Source organism: Xanthomonas arboricola (genome assembly GCF_003353015.1).
In the GTDB taxonomy this organism is placed as follows: Bacteria; Pseudomonadota; Gammaproteobacteria; order Xanthomonadales; family Xanthomonadaceae; genus Xanthomonas; species Xanthomonas arboricola_E.
In genome coordinates, this window is sequence record NZ_QREM01000009.1 from 17,467 (window position 1) to 32,562 (window position 15,096).

At 62.5% G+C, this 15,096-nt stretch carries 13 protein-coding genes and 4 pseudogenes; 6 read left to right on the plus strand and 11 right to left on the minus strand.

All coding sequences use genetic code 11. From position 1 onward, the window contains the following. Window positions 1–88: 88 nt before the first annotated feature. From C0541_RS21690 to C0541_RS10725, 3 genes and pseudogenes are all read right to left on the minus strand, one after another. Window positions 89–605: pseudogene (locus C0541_RS21690) on the minus strand (ZIP family metal transporter); the annotation flags it as partial. A gap of 278 nt (window positions 606–883) precedes the next feature. Next, on the minus strand, window positions 884–1,306 hold the full coding sequence (locus C0541_RS10720) for an energy transducer TonB (protein WP_115048245.1): 423 nt from the start codon (window positions 1,304–1,306) through the stop codon (window positions 884–886). Continuing rightward, window positions 1,303–1,659: a 4a-hydroxytetrahydrobiopterin dehydratase gene (locus C0541_RS10725; RefSeq protein ID WP_065031443.1), complete on the minus strand. Its 357-nt coding sequence runs from the start codon at window positions 1,657–1,659 to the stop codon at window positions 1,303–1,305. Before C0541_RS10725 ends, C0541_RS10720 begins: the two co-directional genes overlap by 4 nt. Window positions 1,660–1,748: 89 nt before the next feature. Between C0541_RS10725 and C0541_RS10730 the strand changes: the two genes are divergently transcribed. The 3 genes from C0541_RS10730 to C0541_RS21330 all read left to right on the plus strand — a co-directional run bounded on the left by C0541_RS10730 (window position 1,749) and on the right by C0541_RS21330 (window position 4,662). Next, the gene (locus C0541_RS10730; protein WP_115048247.1) at window positions 1,749–2,348 is read left to right on the plus strand and encodes an NfuA family Fe-S biogenesis protein; all 600 of its coding nucleotides are present in this window, start codon (window positions 1,749–1,751) and stop codon (window positions 2,346–2,348) included. Between the two features lie 13 nt (window positions 2,349–2,361). Continuing rightward, window positions 2,362–4,167, plus strand: coding sequence for a transmembrane repetitive protein (locus C0541_RS10735; protein WP_115048249.1), 1,806 nt, complete (start codon window positions 2,362–2,364; stop codon window positions 4,165–4,167). Between the two features lie 141 nt (window positions 4,168–4,308). Further along, window positions 4,309–4,662: a DUF3653 domain-containing protein gene (locus C0541_RS21330; RefSeq protein WP_238601306.1), complete on the plus strand. Its 354-nt coding sequence runs from the start codon at window positions 4,309–4,311 to the stop codon at window positions 4,660–4,662. A 444-nt stretch (window positions 4,663–5,106) separates the two neighbouring features. Here the strand turns inward: C0541_RS21330 and C0541_RS21695 are convergent, their stop codons facing one another. Both C0541_RS21695 and C0541_RS21700 read right to left on the minus strand, forming a co-directional pair. After that, window positions 5,107–5,298, minus strand: coding sequence for a TraX family protein (locus tag C0541_RS21695; protein WP_429001345.1), 192 nt, complete (start codon window positions 5,296–5,298; stop codon window positions 5,107–5,109). Continuing rightward, window positions 5,277–5,678: a TraX family protein gene (locus C0541_RS21700; protein ID WP_429001346.1), complete on the minus strand. Its 402-nt coding sequence runs from the start codon at window positions 5,676–5,678 to the stop codon at window positions 5,277–5,279. The genes C0541_RS21695 and C0541_RS21700 overlap by 22 nt, the downstream gene beginning before the upstream one ends. Before the next feature lie 58 nt (window positions 5,679–5,736). Between C0541_RS21700 and C0541_RS10755 the strand changes: the two genes are divergently transcribed. Both C0541_RS10755 and xopAP read left to right on the plus strand, forming a co-directional pair. After that, window positions 5,737–6,021: a hypothetical protein gene (locus C0541_RS10755; RefSeq protein WP_057679068.1), complete on the plus strand. Its 285-nt coding sequence runs from the start codon at window positions 5,737–5,739 to the stop codon at window positions 6,019–6,021. A gap of 64 nt (window positions 6,022–6,085) precedes the next feature. Beyond that, the gene (gene xopAP / locus C0541_RS10760; protein ID WP_115048253.1) at window positions 6,086–7,336 is read left to right on the plus strand and encodes a XopAP family type III secretion system effector; all 1,251 of its coding nucleotides are present in this window, start codon (window positions 6,086–6,088) and stop codon (window positions 7,334–7,336) included. Between the two features lie 98 nt (window positions 7,337–7,434). Here xopAP and C0541_RS21705 read toward each other — a convergent pair. The 3 genes and pseudogenes from C0541_RS21705 to C0541_RS10780 form a co-directional block, all read right to left on the minus strand. Continuing rightward, window positions 7,435–7,580, minus strand: a pseudogene (locus tag C0541_RS21705) (DNA-binding protein); the annotation flags it as partial. 951 nt (window positions 7,581–8,531) lie between these two features. After that, complete coding sequence (locus tag C0541_RS10775; protein ID WP_115048255.1) at window positions 8,532–9,575, minus strand: YopJ family acetyltransferase; 1,044 nt, start codon at window positions 9,573–9,575, stop codon at window positions 8,532–8,534. Between the two features lie 291 nt (window positions 9,576–9,866). Beyond that, window positions 9,867–10,010, minus strand: a pseudogene (locus C0541_RS10780) (DNA-binding protein); the annotation flags it as partial. Between the two features lies 1 nt (window position 10,011). Here C0541_RS10780 and C0541_RS10785 point away from each other — a divergent pair. Next, a pseudogene (locus tag C0541_RS10785) lies at window positions 10,012–10,860 on the plus strand (transposase); the annotation flags it as partial. 233 nt (window positions 10,861–11,093) lie between these two features. Here the strand turns inward: C0541_RS10785 and C0541_RS10790 are convergent. Genes C0541_RS10790 through C0541_RS10800 form a run of 3 tightly spaced genes read right to left on the minus strand, consistent with a single transcriptional unit; the run spans window position 11,094 to window position 14,825 of the window. Continuing rightward, window positions 11,094–11,897: an SDR family NAD(P)-dependent oxidoreductase gene (locus tag C0541_RS10790; protein WP_115048258.1), complete on the minus strand. Its 804-nt coding sequence runs from the start codon at window positions 11,895–11,897 to the stop codon at window positions 11,094–11,096. A 43-nt stretch (window positions 11,898–11,940) separates the two neighbouring features. Next, window positions 11,941–13,470 carry a GMC family oxidoreductase gene (locus tag C0541_RS10795; RefSeq protein WP_115048259.1) on the minus strand — a complete coding sequence of 510 codons (1,530 nt, stop codon included), beginning with the start codon at window positions 13,468–13,470 and terminating at the stop codon, window positions 11,941–11,943. Continuing rightward, window positions 13,467–14,825, minus strand: coding sequence for an alpha/beta hydrolase (locus tag C0541_RS10800; protein ID WP_115048261.1), 1,359 nt, complete (start codon window positions 14,823–14,825; stop codon window positions 13,467–13,469). Before C0541_RS10800 ends, C0541_RS10795 begins: the two co-directional genes overlap by 4 nt. Window positions 14,826–15,096 lie beyond the last annotated feature (271 nt).

The window sequence follows — 15,096 nt, forward strand, 5'->3', positions numbered from 1 at the left end:
GTTGTGCTCGACGCAATGCAAGACGATGAAGGGATAACTCCGCTACGCCATCGATGCAGTGGCCGGGTAGATGTGTATAAGAGACAGCCGCTGGCGATGCCCTCGGGAATGTTATGGATGGCGATGGCGAACGCGAGCGGCATGCCGACCGCAGGGCTCTCCAGCGTGGCGAAGAAGGTCGCCAGGCCTTCGGGGAAGTTGTGTGCGGTGATGGCGATGGCCGTCATCAGGCCGACCCGGCGGATATAGGCACGGTTGTCATCGCGGAACAGCGGATCGTCGATGGACAGGCTCTGGTGCGGGTTGGGCACCAGGCGGTCGATCACCATGATCAACAGCATGCCGGCCAGGAACGCCAGCGTGCCGAAGGTGAAGCCGAGTTTGTCGTTATAGGCGATGGAGAACGAGGCGATCGATTTGTTGAGGATTTCCGACAGCGAGACATACACCATCGCACCGCCGGCGAATGCCAGCCCGAACGCCAGCAGGCGCGGATTGGGCTTCTTGGAGAACACGACCATCAGGCTGCCGAGTCCGGTCGCCAGGCCAGCCGCCAGCGTGACCGCAAAGGCGGTCCAGACATTGTGGGATGACACTTCGAGCATGTGACGCGCGACCTCGTGGAATGGAAGCTACTCTGCGGGGAGCGTGGCGACTGCTGCTGCGCACTCTGCGCATGGCCACGCTGCGCCTGCAGGATGGCCATGCCTGGATGACGAACACGTGGTGTCTGACGCGATAACTACGACGCGTGCACGCTGGCGTCGGGCGTGCACCGTGGTTGGCTGGAGCTGATGCAGGCCGTTCGCCGTGCTCAGCCTTGCGTGCCGCGTGCCGCGCATTGCCGTGGCCACGCGCCGGCGCGCACTACATCAAACGCGGCTCAGCCGCCTCGACGCGCCCGCTCTTCGATGGCAAAGCACTCATCCGGGCGCGGCACCGTCGGCTTGAACGCGACAGGTACCTGGATGGTCTGCGGAACAGCCTGACCATTGCGCGTCGCGGCGCGGAATTTCCACTCGCGCACGCGTTTTTGCGCAGCGTCGTCCAGCACCGGCTGGCCGCTGCTTTGCGCGACCGATACGTCGGTCGGGGTGCCTTCGACACCGACCACGACCCGGAGCACGGTGGTGCCGCCGACGCCGGCACAGGCCAGCTGCGGGGAGTACTCCGGTGGCGGCGTCTTCAAGGCGGCCAGTTCGGTCGGAGCCACCGCCGGCGCGGCCGGCTGCTGCGGCGACTTGCCACAGCCGCTGATGCCGACGGCAATGAACAGGCCGGCGAGGGCGGTGCGGGACGTGGTCATGGGGTGGCTCCTTGATCGTAGAGCTGGGCAGTCTTGGCCGCACAGATGAAGTCGTTTTCGCTCAGTCCGCCGACGTCGTGGGTGGAATAGCGCACCACCACGCGGTCGTAATGCACGCCCAGGTCGGGGTGGTGGTCTTCGCGGTGAGCGATCCACGCCAGCGCGTTGACGAAGGCCAGCGTGCGGTAGTAGTCGGCAAAGCGGAACGTACGGGTGATCGCCGTGCCGAGTTCGGCCAGCTCCCAGCCTGGTACCTGCGGCAGCAGTTCGGCCAGGCGCGCCTCGCCGAGCTTGTGGTCGCTGCCCTTGCGCGGCAGGCAGTGGGCCTGTTCCAGGGGAATCAGATCGGTCATGACAGTCTCGCAGGGGTGGCGGACAGCGCGTTCACTCAGGATCACGGTGTTCCATGAGCGCAGGCGCATTGAGCGGTAGAATAACCCGCATGATCCAGATATCCGACAAAGCCCAAACCTATTTCCGCAAGCTCATCGAACGCGAGGGCGTGCCCGGCATGGGCGTGCGCCTGAGCGCGGTGGACGCAGGCACCCCGCGCGCCGACGCCCGGCTCGAGTTCGCCGAACCGGCGGATCTGAGCGGCGACGAGTGGGCGATCGACTGCGACGGCTTCACCTTGTATGTCGTCGCCGCCAGCGTGCCCTGGGTGGATGGCGCCGAGATCGACTACGTCACCCAGTCCACCGGCAACCAGCAGCTCACCATCAAGGCGCCCAAGATCAAGGGGGAAGCGCCGGCCGACTCCGCGTCGATGGTGGAGCGCGTGCGCTGGGTGGTGGAAAACGAGATCAATCCGCAGCTGGCATCGCACGGCGGCCGAGTGGCGGTGCAGGAAGTCTCGGCGGAGGGTGTCGTGCTGCTGCGCTTCGGCGGCGGTTGCCACGGGTGCGGCATGGCCGATGTGACCTTGAAGCAGGGCATCGAGAAGACCTTGATGGGGCGCGTGCCCGGCGTGATTGCGGTGCGCGACGCGACCGATCACGCCACCGGCGACGCGCCATATATTCCGCGCGACAGCGCGGCCTGATTCCGCGCCACCGGTGACCACGGCCGCCGATCTGCTGCAGGCACTGCGCGCGCGCATGCCGGGCAAGCTCATCCTGGATCGGCGCACCGGCCTGCCGTATGGCTGGGCAACCTGGATGAGCAGTCGCACCAGGCCGGCGGCGTCATTCAACGACGGCCAGGTGATGGACGTGCTGCTGGCGCGACCGGCGCCGCCGGCAGGCACTGGCATGGCGTTTATGTTGTCGCCGTTCCAGGCATTTCGCAGTCTGTGGTGGCAACACTGGGAGCCGCGGCCGAAGGACCAGCGACCGCAACACTGGCTGGCGCTGCTCGGCAGCCTCTTGATCCACCTTGGCTTCATCGCACTGCTCATCTGGGTCGTCACGGTGCGCTGGGCGCCGGATGACACCAAGACCGGCGACGAATCGCGGGTGCGCATGACCTTCATTGGCGACGGAGCGGCGGAGCAGGGCGGCGGGCAAGGGCAGCCCGCTGACGGGGCGCAGGCCGCCACGGGCGATGCGGCGTCAGCGTCGCAATCCAGTGCGTCCGCTGCGTCGGGCAGGCCGAGCAGAGCGAATGCAGCACCGTCGGAGCCTGCGCCCGCCGAGCCACCTGTCGATCCTTCAAGTCCTGCCCAGGCGCAGGACATCGCGCCCGAAGCGGTGGCTGCCGCTGCCAGCGAACCGGTGGCGCCTGAAGTGCCACGTGTGAGCGTGCAGGTGCCGCCGGTGACGATTGAATCGCCGCTGCAGGTCACCGAAACACCGGTGCCCACGACCGACTTCGTCGTGCCGCCGCCGCCCACGATCACGGTGGCTCCGCGCCCGGTCGCGCCAGCCGCCCCGCAGATCGAGGTGCGACAGCGCGATATCCAGACCGTGACCGAGCAGCCGCAGCTGCGCGAATTGCAGCATCCTGCAGCTACCGTTGCGGTGCGCGCTGCCAACGCGCCAACGGTGCGCGAGCGGGAAATCGTCGTGCCGGACCGGCCACAGCTCGTTACGCCGTCCGTGCGCAGCCGCGAGATCGCACCGACGGTGCGCATGCCTGATGTGGCCGTTCGAACGGCCGAACTGCCCAGCGTGCCTGATCCGGCGTCCCAGCCGGCACCGGCAGCACCCACCCAACAGGCGCCGGTGACTCCGTCGCCGGCACCGTCTGCGCCAGTTGCCGCAGCAACGCAGCCATCGGCAGCTTCCAGGCAGCCCAGCCAGGCGCAGGCGGATCCAGCGCAAGCGGCGCACAGCAACACCGCAGCGGCGGCTGCATCTGCAAACAGGCCGGCGACCAGCAATGCCGGTCCGGCCCCGGCAGACCGCAGCGGCGGCTGGGATGTCGCGGCCAATGCAGACGACTGGAGCAAATCCGACCGTCGTCGCAGCGGCGAAGCCACCGGTGCCAATGGAGCGCGCAACGGCATGTTCAACGCGGACGGCAGCGTCCACGTCGCCGCCGGAACCGGCGATGCCGGCAACGGCGCGGGTGATCGCGGGCCGCCAGGCAGCGAAACCGACACCTGGACCCGCGACCAGATTGCCCAGGGCGGCACCTGGCTCAAACGTCCGCCGTACGGCTACACGCCGACCTCGCTGGACAAGTACTGGATGCCGAACCAGTCGCTGCTGCAGGAATGGGTGCGGCGCGGCCTGAAGAAGATCGAGATCCCGATCCCCGGAACGACCACCAAGATCAGCTGCGTGGTGTCGTTGCTGCAGTTCGGCGGCGGCTGCGGCCTGAGCGACCCGAATCTCAACGATCAACCGGCAACCGCCAGACCGCCGCCGGATGTGCCGTTCAAGCGGGAGCTGCAGGAAGACAATGGGGCTGTGCGGTGAATAGCTGCCGAGTCGGAACTGACATAATATACATTATGCGAAATCAGCTCTTGGGGCGGCACGGCCGAGGTTCCGCTGGATCTGGCTCTGGATCAAATCTTGCCTGCCTAGCCGTTCCCCTCGCGAAACGGAACTCGCAGCATGACTGATACCTACGACATTGACCGCCGCCCACCATGCTGGCCCGTTGGCGAGCAATGCCCAAACAGCTGCGCGGCAGATCTGCATCGGCGCGTCGTCACCAACCATGTGGAACTTACGGGGCCGTGGGCTGGCTGGCGCTTGGCCGGGCGCGACCTGGTTGCGCCCAGCGGCGAACGGATACCAGAACGGCGCCTGCGCGGATTGGTGTGGCATGCCAATGCCAGCGACATGCGGGATTCGGTCCGCAGGCGGAACGCCAAACGCAAGGCGGTTCAGCAGTCAATGGTCAAGGTCGTCGTGGTGGATCTTGGCGAATGGCGAGACCGCCACTTCGGACGCATCGCGGGATAAGGCGTTATCCGTAGGGGCTATGCCCCTACACCCGGATTATTTGCAGGCGTCTTGGACTGCGTTGTCCCATTGGCTGGAAAGCGCGAAGTCTCGGTGTACTCCGGCAGCCTCATAGACAGTGGCACGGCTACGCTTTGCGGATTCGCATGCGTTACCCGATTGCGAGCCAGAGATATAGGCAGCAGACGATGCAGACCGGTCGGCGGCGTATCGGCGGTCGAGTTGCTTGCGAATACGGTAAAGCCGCCATTGCTCAGCATTGCTCTGTTCAGGAACTGGCGCGGCATCCCACACTTTTTCAGGGGGGGCGGCAGTGCACGGGGCTGACTGATAGACAACCTGACCACGTTCACGGCATTTATGGACTTGCTGAGCCTGGACAGGCATAGCGAACGCGACCAATACAACGAGAAAACTTCTAGCTTCCATGCCCTACCCCTTGGCTTAGGTAGGAATCATAACGACAGCGGAAAGAACAGCAAGATGTCCCGCGTAATAGCCGTAAAACGCCCAGCGCGTGCGTGGGAGATTCCAATTGCGATAGCCGAACTCGCATAGCGGAATGGCCAGAAGTGCCCAGAGGTTGCCGTTGTAAAGGCACAGCAGCGTCATGGTCAGCACGACAGGCACAGGCATGCGGATGTGAGCCAGGGTGGTTGTCGAGTCATACCAGGCAAAAATGTTGACCAAGCGGCCCTGCCCTTGAACCAGTGCCAGGCAGCCAGAACGAGCCAGACGCCCGTCCACTGGCAATCAACGAATGCCGGCGCCAGCAGGCCCAGGAACGCCGCCAGCGGCCACTCACGACGATCTACAGCCCAGACCAGGCATGCAGCCAGGCAGAAGTTCAGCAGCACGTTGAGCGGCCACCAGCTGCCAAAGACCCAAGCGTGAATAGCTGTTAGCTCTCGCAGCCCATCCGGTGCACTGCGCGTAGTGCGCGAAACCCTTCCCGCAGCAGCGAAGCCCAGATGACCCGGTGCGTAGCTGCAGCGCCAAATCAGAAACTCACGCATCCCGCCTACCGGCGCATATCGACAATCAGAGCGTCATCCCGCATCGCCCAGAGACGCTATGAACGACTACGGTTCTTATCGCTACCTGCCTGCCGATGGTTGGTACGCCACCTATTCAAAAGCTGCCGAGGCCGATGAGCCACGCGTCTTCCAGCGCGTGGCCCTATGGCGGGTGGCCCCGCATGGAACGATCGTTGGGCTGATCTCTTCGCCCGACCATAGCCAGGACGAGAGCGAATCGCAGCTTCTGAGCGCACCGCGCGGTCTAGGCGTCCACTACATCCACATTGATGATCTGACCGCAGAGGAACGCGAGCAGATCCGCCGCAGACGTTTCAGTTGATCGCCTTTGCGAGGTCTAATCCCTGCGGACTCATTTGGAATCTGACGAGATGCGAACTGCTTCAATGTCTTTGCTAAGTCTTCCGCACGCGAAGACTGTCGTCCCCGACGTCGGTGCGCCTGTGTCCGTTACCGCTTCCCCCTGTCAGGTGCGCGACAGCGCGGGGGCGTTCGCCGGCCTCAATGCTGCGCCGGTCAAACGCATACGCAAGACGCTGCAATCGACCATGGCAAAGGCAGAGCGATCATGTCACGTGCCTCTGCTGCAGATAGATGCCCAAACCTCCGATCTCGCCAGTGCGATTGCACAGGTGGATGGTGCATCGGCACAGTCGTCCAGGCAGGATGAGCAATGGGAGATGCACTGCCGTGTTGTCCTCGAATGCATGCGCGCATGCGCGGGCGAATCCTACACGGCCGATCTGGCGACGGTGGCCGACATCGGCGGGCTCCATCTTGATGCGCCGATGTCCACGCCGCGGTTGAAATTGTGGGAGGGGGCGACGGACGACGCGATCGTGGTGGTGCTGGGCTTCTCCGGCACTCGCTTGGATGTGACCAACGATCTGCTGTGCGACATGAGAAGCCAGATCGCCCAGCCGCACGTCAACATATTGGACGAACGCCTTCCCACGTTGGGCAAGGTGGGCGCAGGCTGGCAGGAATGGTGGCACTCCGAAGCTCAGCTGCCGCGCGCCGAAGGAGCCATCATGAAGGACGTGCTGATACGCTACTCGAACTTGGCGCGGGACAGCGGCAAGGCATTATTGATGTCATTGACGGGACATAGCTTGGGCGCGTCAGGGGCCATGGTCGCCGGCTTCGATATCGCGCACTTTCTGCGTGCGGCCGGAGCCAGTGGCAAGGTCAGCGTGTATGCCTTCAACCCGCCACGGCTGGGGCAAGCGGGCATCGTGAGGCGCTACAGGGACAGCCTGACATCGGAGCGCAGCGCATTGCACTTCACGCTCCGCCAGTTCACTCGCACGCTGGATCCGATCCAGTCCATGCCCTTTTTCATGCATCACCCGCACTGGAATCAAGACAGGGCAGCCACTGGCGAGCGCGCCGGCAGCGCCAGCGGCGATCGCTTCGCGCAATTCGTCACCATTACAGACCAGCCGGCGAGCAGGATCAATCTGGCGGACAACCACGAATTGACGGTGTGGGGCCCTTATTTCCTGTCCAAGATCGAGCAGGCCAAGTTGCAGCGCATCTTCTCTCCCGTGGAGGTGTCAGAACGGACATCCGGAGACTCGCGTATTTCCCGCAGGCAACTGTTCGTCTCCTTTAAAAATTCTCTAACAGGGTTGTAAGCCGGAAGACGGTCGGCAGGAATCCGTAAAAAATTTCTTGACTTAAAGCAAGTTAGCTCACTTTTGGCTGTTTTTTTACACGAATCCTTGCCGACCCTCTCATTAGCCTGCCGCAGGGCGAGCTGCAACTCCTGCACCTGGTGCTCGTGCCGACGCTGCTCTGGTCTCTCACGGAAGTCCGGTAGTGCTCCAGGGCTTCCCTGGCATGCTCGTGCTCGTGCACCAGCGACTGGACATGGGGTTCAGCCGACATACGTGTAAAAATAGCTCACAAGATTGGATTTCATCCATTGCATCAGTGAGTTAGCGGATATTCTGGCGAAAAACAGCTCCTGCGGTCTATCCCCCGCTTGTCCACGGCCGGCGCGTTGTCCACGGCCGGCGCGTCAGCGCCGCCCCGGTCCCGGAGACCCCCATATCGGAGGGTCCGGGGGCAGCGGTAGGCAAGCCGGGCATGGCGACCCGCACACGCAAACCGCATGACAGAATCAGCGCGATCGACAGCATGCCGCGCCCAGGCGCGCAAGACAGTTTCAGCGTGCCAATGCACGCCAGCCACTGCATACCGCCCATCCCCCAAAATCGGGGTATGGGGAGATGAGCAATCAGCCTTGCGCTTCAGTCATTTAGGCAGCTTTGGGCCCTGGTCATAACGATTCCCTGCCGACCCTCGAAGAGGTTTACCATCGACAACAGGCCGGTGACGCCGAAGCGGCGTCACTCAACCAAGCGATGGTTCTGCGATCACTTGTGCTGGGAGGTTGAGGGTCGGCAGGGATTTGTGTGAAAAAACAGCCAAAATTGAGCTAAATTACTATTAATAAAGAATTTTTTCACAGATTCCTGCCGGCCCTCAATCCCGGCCTCGTGTACTCCCGAATAGTCCTTGCGTGCTCTACCCGACAGCGGCCGAAAATGCCCCATAAAGCCAGTCTAGTGGTCGATGTTGAACAGTATGTCCAGCAGGTTGCGCGCTTTGACACGGTTGCTGATAGTCGCCTGCAGCGCGATGACCGAAGCGGCATATCCCCTTGGTTGTCGTGCGCTTGACTGTGGCTCGTCGCTCGGGCTGATCGTCACACCAGCCGTGTAGTACGGCAACTCGTCCGCAAGCTCCTTCTTGAGGACGCCGTCGGCTTATTGCCGGCGCAGTCGCAGTCGCCGTCGTCACCGAAACCAACAATCAGGCTATCCTTTAAGACTCTATTGCCTTACGGATCTTCCTTGCTCTAGACAACTCGATGGAACTGCTATAAGAGCGCTCCTCGCGGTTCACTCGAAAACTTTCCATGCGATCTTCAAGTGACTCGCCTTCGCCTAGGCTGCTAGATGATATTCCTGGCCGTAAACTCTCCAATTCCTCTAACGTGCTGTTTGCATGAGCATGTTTATAAAAACTTGCAGGGAGCAACTCCATCCCATCAAGAATACACAGCTTCCCGTACTTCAAAATCATATCATTTTGAGGTGGAGGTTTTTTGTCATCAATTGTCCCGGTGTTCTTCAAGTCATTATGCCAATCAGTAAAAGTGTCCCTGTTATAATAAGCTCGGAGCGCATAGTTAAGTGAGAAAATAGTGCAGTCTACTGTCGATTTTTGAGCTCCGGCCTCAATTACCGCAAAGCTCACTTTGTCTCCCAAGGACGCCTTCAAATTTTCCTGAAGCTCACTATAATTTTTCAAAGGCGTTAGATCTGTTGCCATGGCGGGCTCTAGCGCAATGACCGTAGTATGACCGTCGGCATGGTTTCTGACATCCAAGGCAATGTGATGGAGATCATTATTTCCACCTAGTCGCATTACTCCCCTGAAACAAATTCCTGGGGTTCTCCAGGAGCTCACCGAGTCAACAAAATCTTTCCGCCCGACAAATGATCTTAGGTTGAGATATTTATATTTACTATTATATGGAGATATAATTTTTTCCAAATTATTGATGTCGAGCTCTGTTATTTGTGTGGTTGGTTGCTCATTGCAGAGTAATTTGCCAACTACTGCTTTGGCATAAAACTCAAGTGATTCGTCCATGCGCGCACTGTTTTGTTCAATCGAATCCTGCAACTGCTTTGCTTTCCTTCGCGGCTTTGATGGCAAGGAATCAAAAGCGCTCCCAGCATTTAGATTATCCGACGCATAATCTCGGGTTGAAGACCCCGAAGCGGGCATTTGATTGTGGTTTGATGAATTGCTATGTTGAGATCTTGATGATCTACCGATGGAGCTAAAGAATTTTTTCATTTTTATGAAGTGTATTTAATATAAACTGACCAGCGTCCGATATCAGCTTGACACTCAGGCCCAAGCTATCCGAGGGTTGGCAGGAAGCGATTTCCTTTAGCAACCGTCTGCAGATCACTGAGCCGACGCTGCGCTCGGCTTTGAACATAGTCCTAAGTCGATCTTCTGCAGGTAAGTGTAGAAGCAAGTGTGGCAAGAAGCTTTCCGATTCGCATCGCCTCACCGAAGGCATGTTTGGGATGGCGAAGCATTGACGCGGGGATTCCCGAGCCTTCTTCACCAAGCGGCTAATCACCTGCCTGCCGGCACACCGGCTGCGATGGCCTTTTCGGGTTCTCCAACGGGGCGCGGTGGCCGCAGCTGCTCCAAGAGCTGTTCCAGCGTGCTCAGACGTACCGTGGCCCGCAAGGTGTCCGCCTCGGCGCGTTCCCGGCGCTACGGCGGCATCGCCTACCACCACGTGTCCGATACGCACGTCGCGCTGTCCAGCCACTTCATTCCGTGCGGTGTGTGGGAGGCGGTCTACATCATCGATGGCCTGCTGAAGAACACCTCCGACATCCAGCCTGACACCGTCCACGCCGACACGCAGGGGCAGTCGCTGCCGGTGTTCGGCCTTTCGCATCTGCTGGGCATCCAGCTGATGCCGCGCATCCGCAACTGGCGCGAATACAAGTTCTTCCGCCCCGATGAGGACATTCGTTACGAACGTATTGATGCGCTGTTTCGGGACACTGTCGACTGTGATCTGATCGAGACCCACTGGAAGGACCTGATGCAGGTCGTGCTCTCGATCAAGACCGGCAAGATCGCGGCCTCGACGCTGATGCGCAAGCTGGGCAACTACAGCCGCAAGAACCGGCTGTACCAGGCCTTCAAGGCGCTCGGCTCGGCGGTGCGCACGTTGTTCCTGCTGCAGTACATCTCCAACCGCGAGTTGCGCGAACAGATCACCGCCTCGACCAACAAGGTGGAGGCCCACAACGGCTTCGCAAAGTATTTCTTCTTCGGCGGGGAAGGAGTGATTGCCGACAATGACCCCGTTGAGCAGGAGAAGGCCGTCAAATACAACGACCTGGTCTCCAATGCCGTCATCTTCTACAACGTGGTCGAACAGACCCGAATCATGACGTCTCTGATGCGGCAGGGGTGGAAGATCACGCGGGAGGACGTGGCTTTCCTCAGCCCGTACGTGACCAGCCATGTGAAGCGCTTCGGGGATTACCTGATTGATGTGGAGGCGGTCCCGGAACCGTATGACACTGAACTGGCATTGGTCGTGTAGTTTTGGTGCGCCAAAATATCCGCTAACTCACTGATGCAATGGATGAAATCCAATCTTGTGAGCTATTTTTAGTGGCGCCCCACTCCGCTGAAACGAGCTGGTTTCCTGGGCAACGCGGCTGCGGTGTTCCCGCAGCCGGTTGCGCTTGCGCTTACTTATCGGCACCGGTTACCGGGTGCAGAGAAAGGACGCGGCAGCTTATGTAGCTCACCGCATTCCGGGACGACGCCGTCTCAACCCGCAATGGTAAAGACCGATCCCGAATCCACCCGGATCCCGGCACCGTTGATGAAGCTGGCGCGCTCCGAGCACAGGAAGGCAACCGCCGAGGCCACTTCTTCCGGGCGGCCGCGTCGCTTGAGCACCATGCCGGGGCGCTCTTCGTCCAGGAACGATTCAATCGCCTGCTCGAACGTGGTTCCGTTTTCGCTGGCGCGCTTTTGCATCATCTTGTCGGTCATCGGGGTGGCGATGAATGCGGGCGAGACCGTGTTGACCAGCACGTTGTCCGGCCCGTAGGCCTTGGACAGGCCCTTGGCCAGGCTCAGGATGCCTGCCTTCGATGCGCAATAGGCCAGTTCGTCCACGTACGGCTGCACCGCGTCTTCCGAGGCGAACAGCACGATCCGGCCCCATTGCTTGCGGCGCATTGCGGGGATGGCCTGGCGGCACATGCGCACCGCGCCCATCAGGTTGATGTCCAGGGTTTCCAGCCAGCCGGCGTCGCTGACGTCCAGGAAATCGCCGGTTGCGCCGGTCACGCCCGCCGCGTTGATGTAGATGTCGGGGTCGCCCAGTTGTTCGCGCACCTGTGCCCAGATGGCGGTGACGTCCTGCTCGCGGGTGACATCGCCCTCGATGGCGATGATCTGCCCCAGGCCCGACAGCTCCGCCACGGCCTGGTCGAGCGTGCCGTCCGGCAGATCGGTGATCGCCACGCGCACGCCGGCTTCAAGCAGCTGCCGCGCGGTTTCCTTGCCCATTCCCGAGTCGCCGCCACTGATGAGGGCGATGCGATTGTTGATTCCGAGATCCATGCTGAACTCCTGGTGGTAGGGATTGGTGGTGATACGCGCGTCACTAGCGGGCGAGGAATCGCTCCGCCGTGCGCAGGCCAAGTGCCATCTGCGTCAGCGCGGGATTGGCGGCCAGTGCACTTGGAAAGATCGAGTTGTCGCAGATGTAGAGGTTGGCGATATCGAAGGCGCGGCCGTCCCGGTCCACCACGGCCTGCTCCGGATCGGTGCCCATCCTGCAGGTGCCCAGCGTGTGCGCGGAGCGGGCGGCAGCGAAGATGCGTTGGGCGCCTGCCGCCTCCCAGATTGCGTGCAGCGCTGCGCGCGCGTGGGCATCGATCGCGCGTTCGTTGGGCCCGTAGCTGAAGTCGATACGCGCCTTGCGCTGGCCAAAAGCATCGCGTTCGTCGGACAGGCTCAGCTGGTTGCCGTCCTGCGGCAGGCATTCGCCATTGATGCCGATGCCGGCCAGGCGGTTGTAGCGCGCCATGGTCGCCACCAGCTCCCTCCCCCACATTCCCGCGCCACGTGCCAGCGTGTTGGCCAGGGTGATCGGTTGCACGCCCAGGCTCTGCACCAGATAGCCGCCGACGAAATCGGCATCGGACGGGCGCAGCATGTCCTCGGAGATCAGCGACGAGGGGTAGCCACGGTTCATGCGCATGTCGGCATCGAACTCTCCCCACACCTGGGTGGCGACATGCGCCATGAAATTGCGCCCCACCTGGCCGCTGGAATTGGCCAGGCCCAGGTTGAGCAGCAGGCGCGGTGTCTCCACGCCGCCAGCGCACAGGAACAGGCTTGCGCAGCGTTGGCGCAGTTCGCGCCCATCCTGTTGGTAGACCACCGCGCTGACCATGCCACGGGCGTCGCGCTCGATAGCGATGACCCGGCAGTCGGGTCGCAATTGCGCGCCGTGCGCGCGCGCCAGCGGCAGCCAGGTGGTATCGACGCTTACCTTGGCGCCATTGCTGCAGCCCTGATGACAGGCACCGCAGTTGTTGCAGGCCGCGCGCATGCCGTGGTGCGGCTGCGCATGCGCCGTGGTCACCAACGCGGCAGGCGCATCGGTGGCAGTGATGCCCAGCGTGCGGCAACCGCGCTCCATCGCGTTGGCCGACGCATTGCGCTGTGGCGGCGCATAGGCGTAGCTGCGCTCGGGATCCCACGGATAGTACGCGGGCCCGGAGACGCCGATGAACTCCTCGACGCGGCGGATGTAGGACAGCAGCTCTTCATGCGCGATCGGCCAGTCCATGCCGCGCTGCCCGGTCTGCGTCGACAACCTCAGATCGCGCTTGTCCGGACGCGGGCAGAAGGCGCCCCAATGCAGGGTCGAACCGCCCAGGCCCGACCCGGAGTTATTGGCGCCAAATGCGGTGGGCGTCTGCCCGCCACTGAGGCGCTCGTCCATCCAGTAGATGCCGGTCGTCAGCTCATCGGGCAGATGGGACGCCGGGCTGAAGGCCGCACCCGCCTCCAGCACCACCACCGACAGACCTCGTTGCGCGAGCCGTGCGGCCAGTGGACCGCCGCCTGCCCCGCTCCCCACCACCACCACATCGACCGCAGCATCGTGGGTACCCGGGCTCATCGAAGACCCTCGGCAGGAAGCTGCCAGGCTTCCTGCCGGTCGGCTGCGGTCTGCTGATAGCCGGGGCTGTCGATACCGGCACCGCCGACCGCGAAGCCGTCGTAGCCCAACGCCGCCATCGTGGCGGGAAGGCTGACCCAGATCCGCGCGGCTTCGGCGCGCACGTCCTCGAACCAGTGCGCCAGTTGCGCTGCATCCAGCCCGTGCGCCGAGGAACGACCGGCCGTCGATTGCGACACCGCGCGCAGCCAGCGATCCTGGATCTCGGCAGGCAATCCGGCGAAGCCATTGCTCAGCGCGTCGAGCGTGTCGAGCCCCAGCGGCAGCGCAAGCCGGTCGGGCGGCAACGCGGCATGGCGCCAGCCATCTCCCGCGCCATCGGCAAGCTGGACATCGATGCGTCGTGCAATCGCGCGCGCGTCGCCGGCCCCATCCAGGACCCGCGCGACCACTGCAGTGAGGAGTTCCAGCTGGTGCTGGCTCAACACGCCTTGCGCACTGGCAGGTGGGCCCGCATGCCGGCTGAGCAACAGCTTGCGCATGCGCGGGGCGACCCTGTCTGCATTGAGCAACCTTATGAAGTCATCGGGCAGGCACTTGTCCACGCTGCGGTCCACATGCGCGGCGATCAGCTGCGCCAGCTCTTCCGGCTGCTCATACGGGATCAGGTGCGCGGCATCGGCCACCACGGCGATACGCGCATCGTGATAATGCGGCGCGTTCAATGCGGTTTGCGCGGTTTCGCCAAGGTCGCCATCGTCACTGCCGGCGATGATCAATGCAGGCACGTCCATGCAGCCGGCCTGCGCGCTGCAATCCTCACGACTGGCATATGCGAGCCAGGCGATCCACGCGTTGGCATCGGTTCGCAGCACATCGTCGACAGCGGCATTCCTGATCGGGGCCGGCAGTGGCATCGCACAGTTGTCGTCGATGAACTGCTCCGCCTCGTCCCACGTGGGGTGGCCCTTCTCGAACCAAGCCAGCATCGTGCCTCGCCGCGCCTCGTCCATCGGTTCGGGCGCCGGCGGCGACGCCGCGACCAGGATCACGCCAGCCAGTCCGGCAAGCCCGGCCATGCCATCGCGTGCCTGCGCTGCAGCGAGTGTGGCGATCTTTCCGCCCATGCTGTGTCCGATCGCGAGCCAGCACGTCGGTTGCCGCCGGATGACCTCGTCGACGAACCAGGCGACCAGGCCGGCGGTGTCGAGATGCGCCAGCGGCGGCGCGTCCCCAAAGCCGGGAATATCGAGTGCCACACAGTCGAAACGCGGCTCCAGTCGCCGGATGACGGCAGACCACTCATTGCTGCTGGACCCGAGGGCGTGCAGGAAGAACAGCGTTGGCTTCGCCATGTAGCACCTCAATCCATCAGGCGCGCATGATGACCGGCGCGTCGTCCACGCATCGTGCAGATGAGTCCGACACGGTGTGATGGTTTGAGGCCGCGGACACTGCCCGTCGCATCCGGGGCGGCGTGCTCGTCGGGTGGCAGGCCGGCGTCACACCTGCTGCCTCGTTGCACGGCCCTGGACCTGACCCCGCGTCACTGCGACTGCATCCTTGGCTTCAACCAGTGAGCACCTGCGCCTGCAGTGCTCGCCCGATGTCTTTCAGGGAAATCAG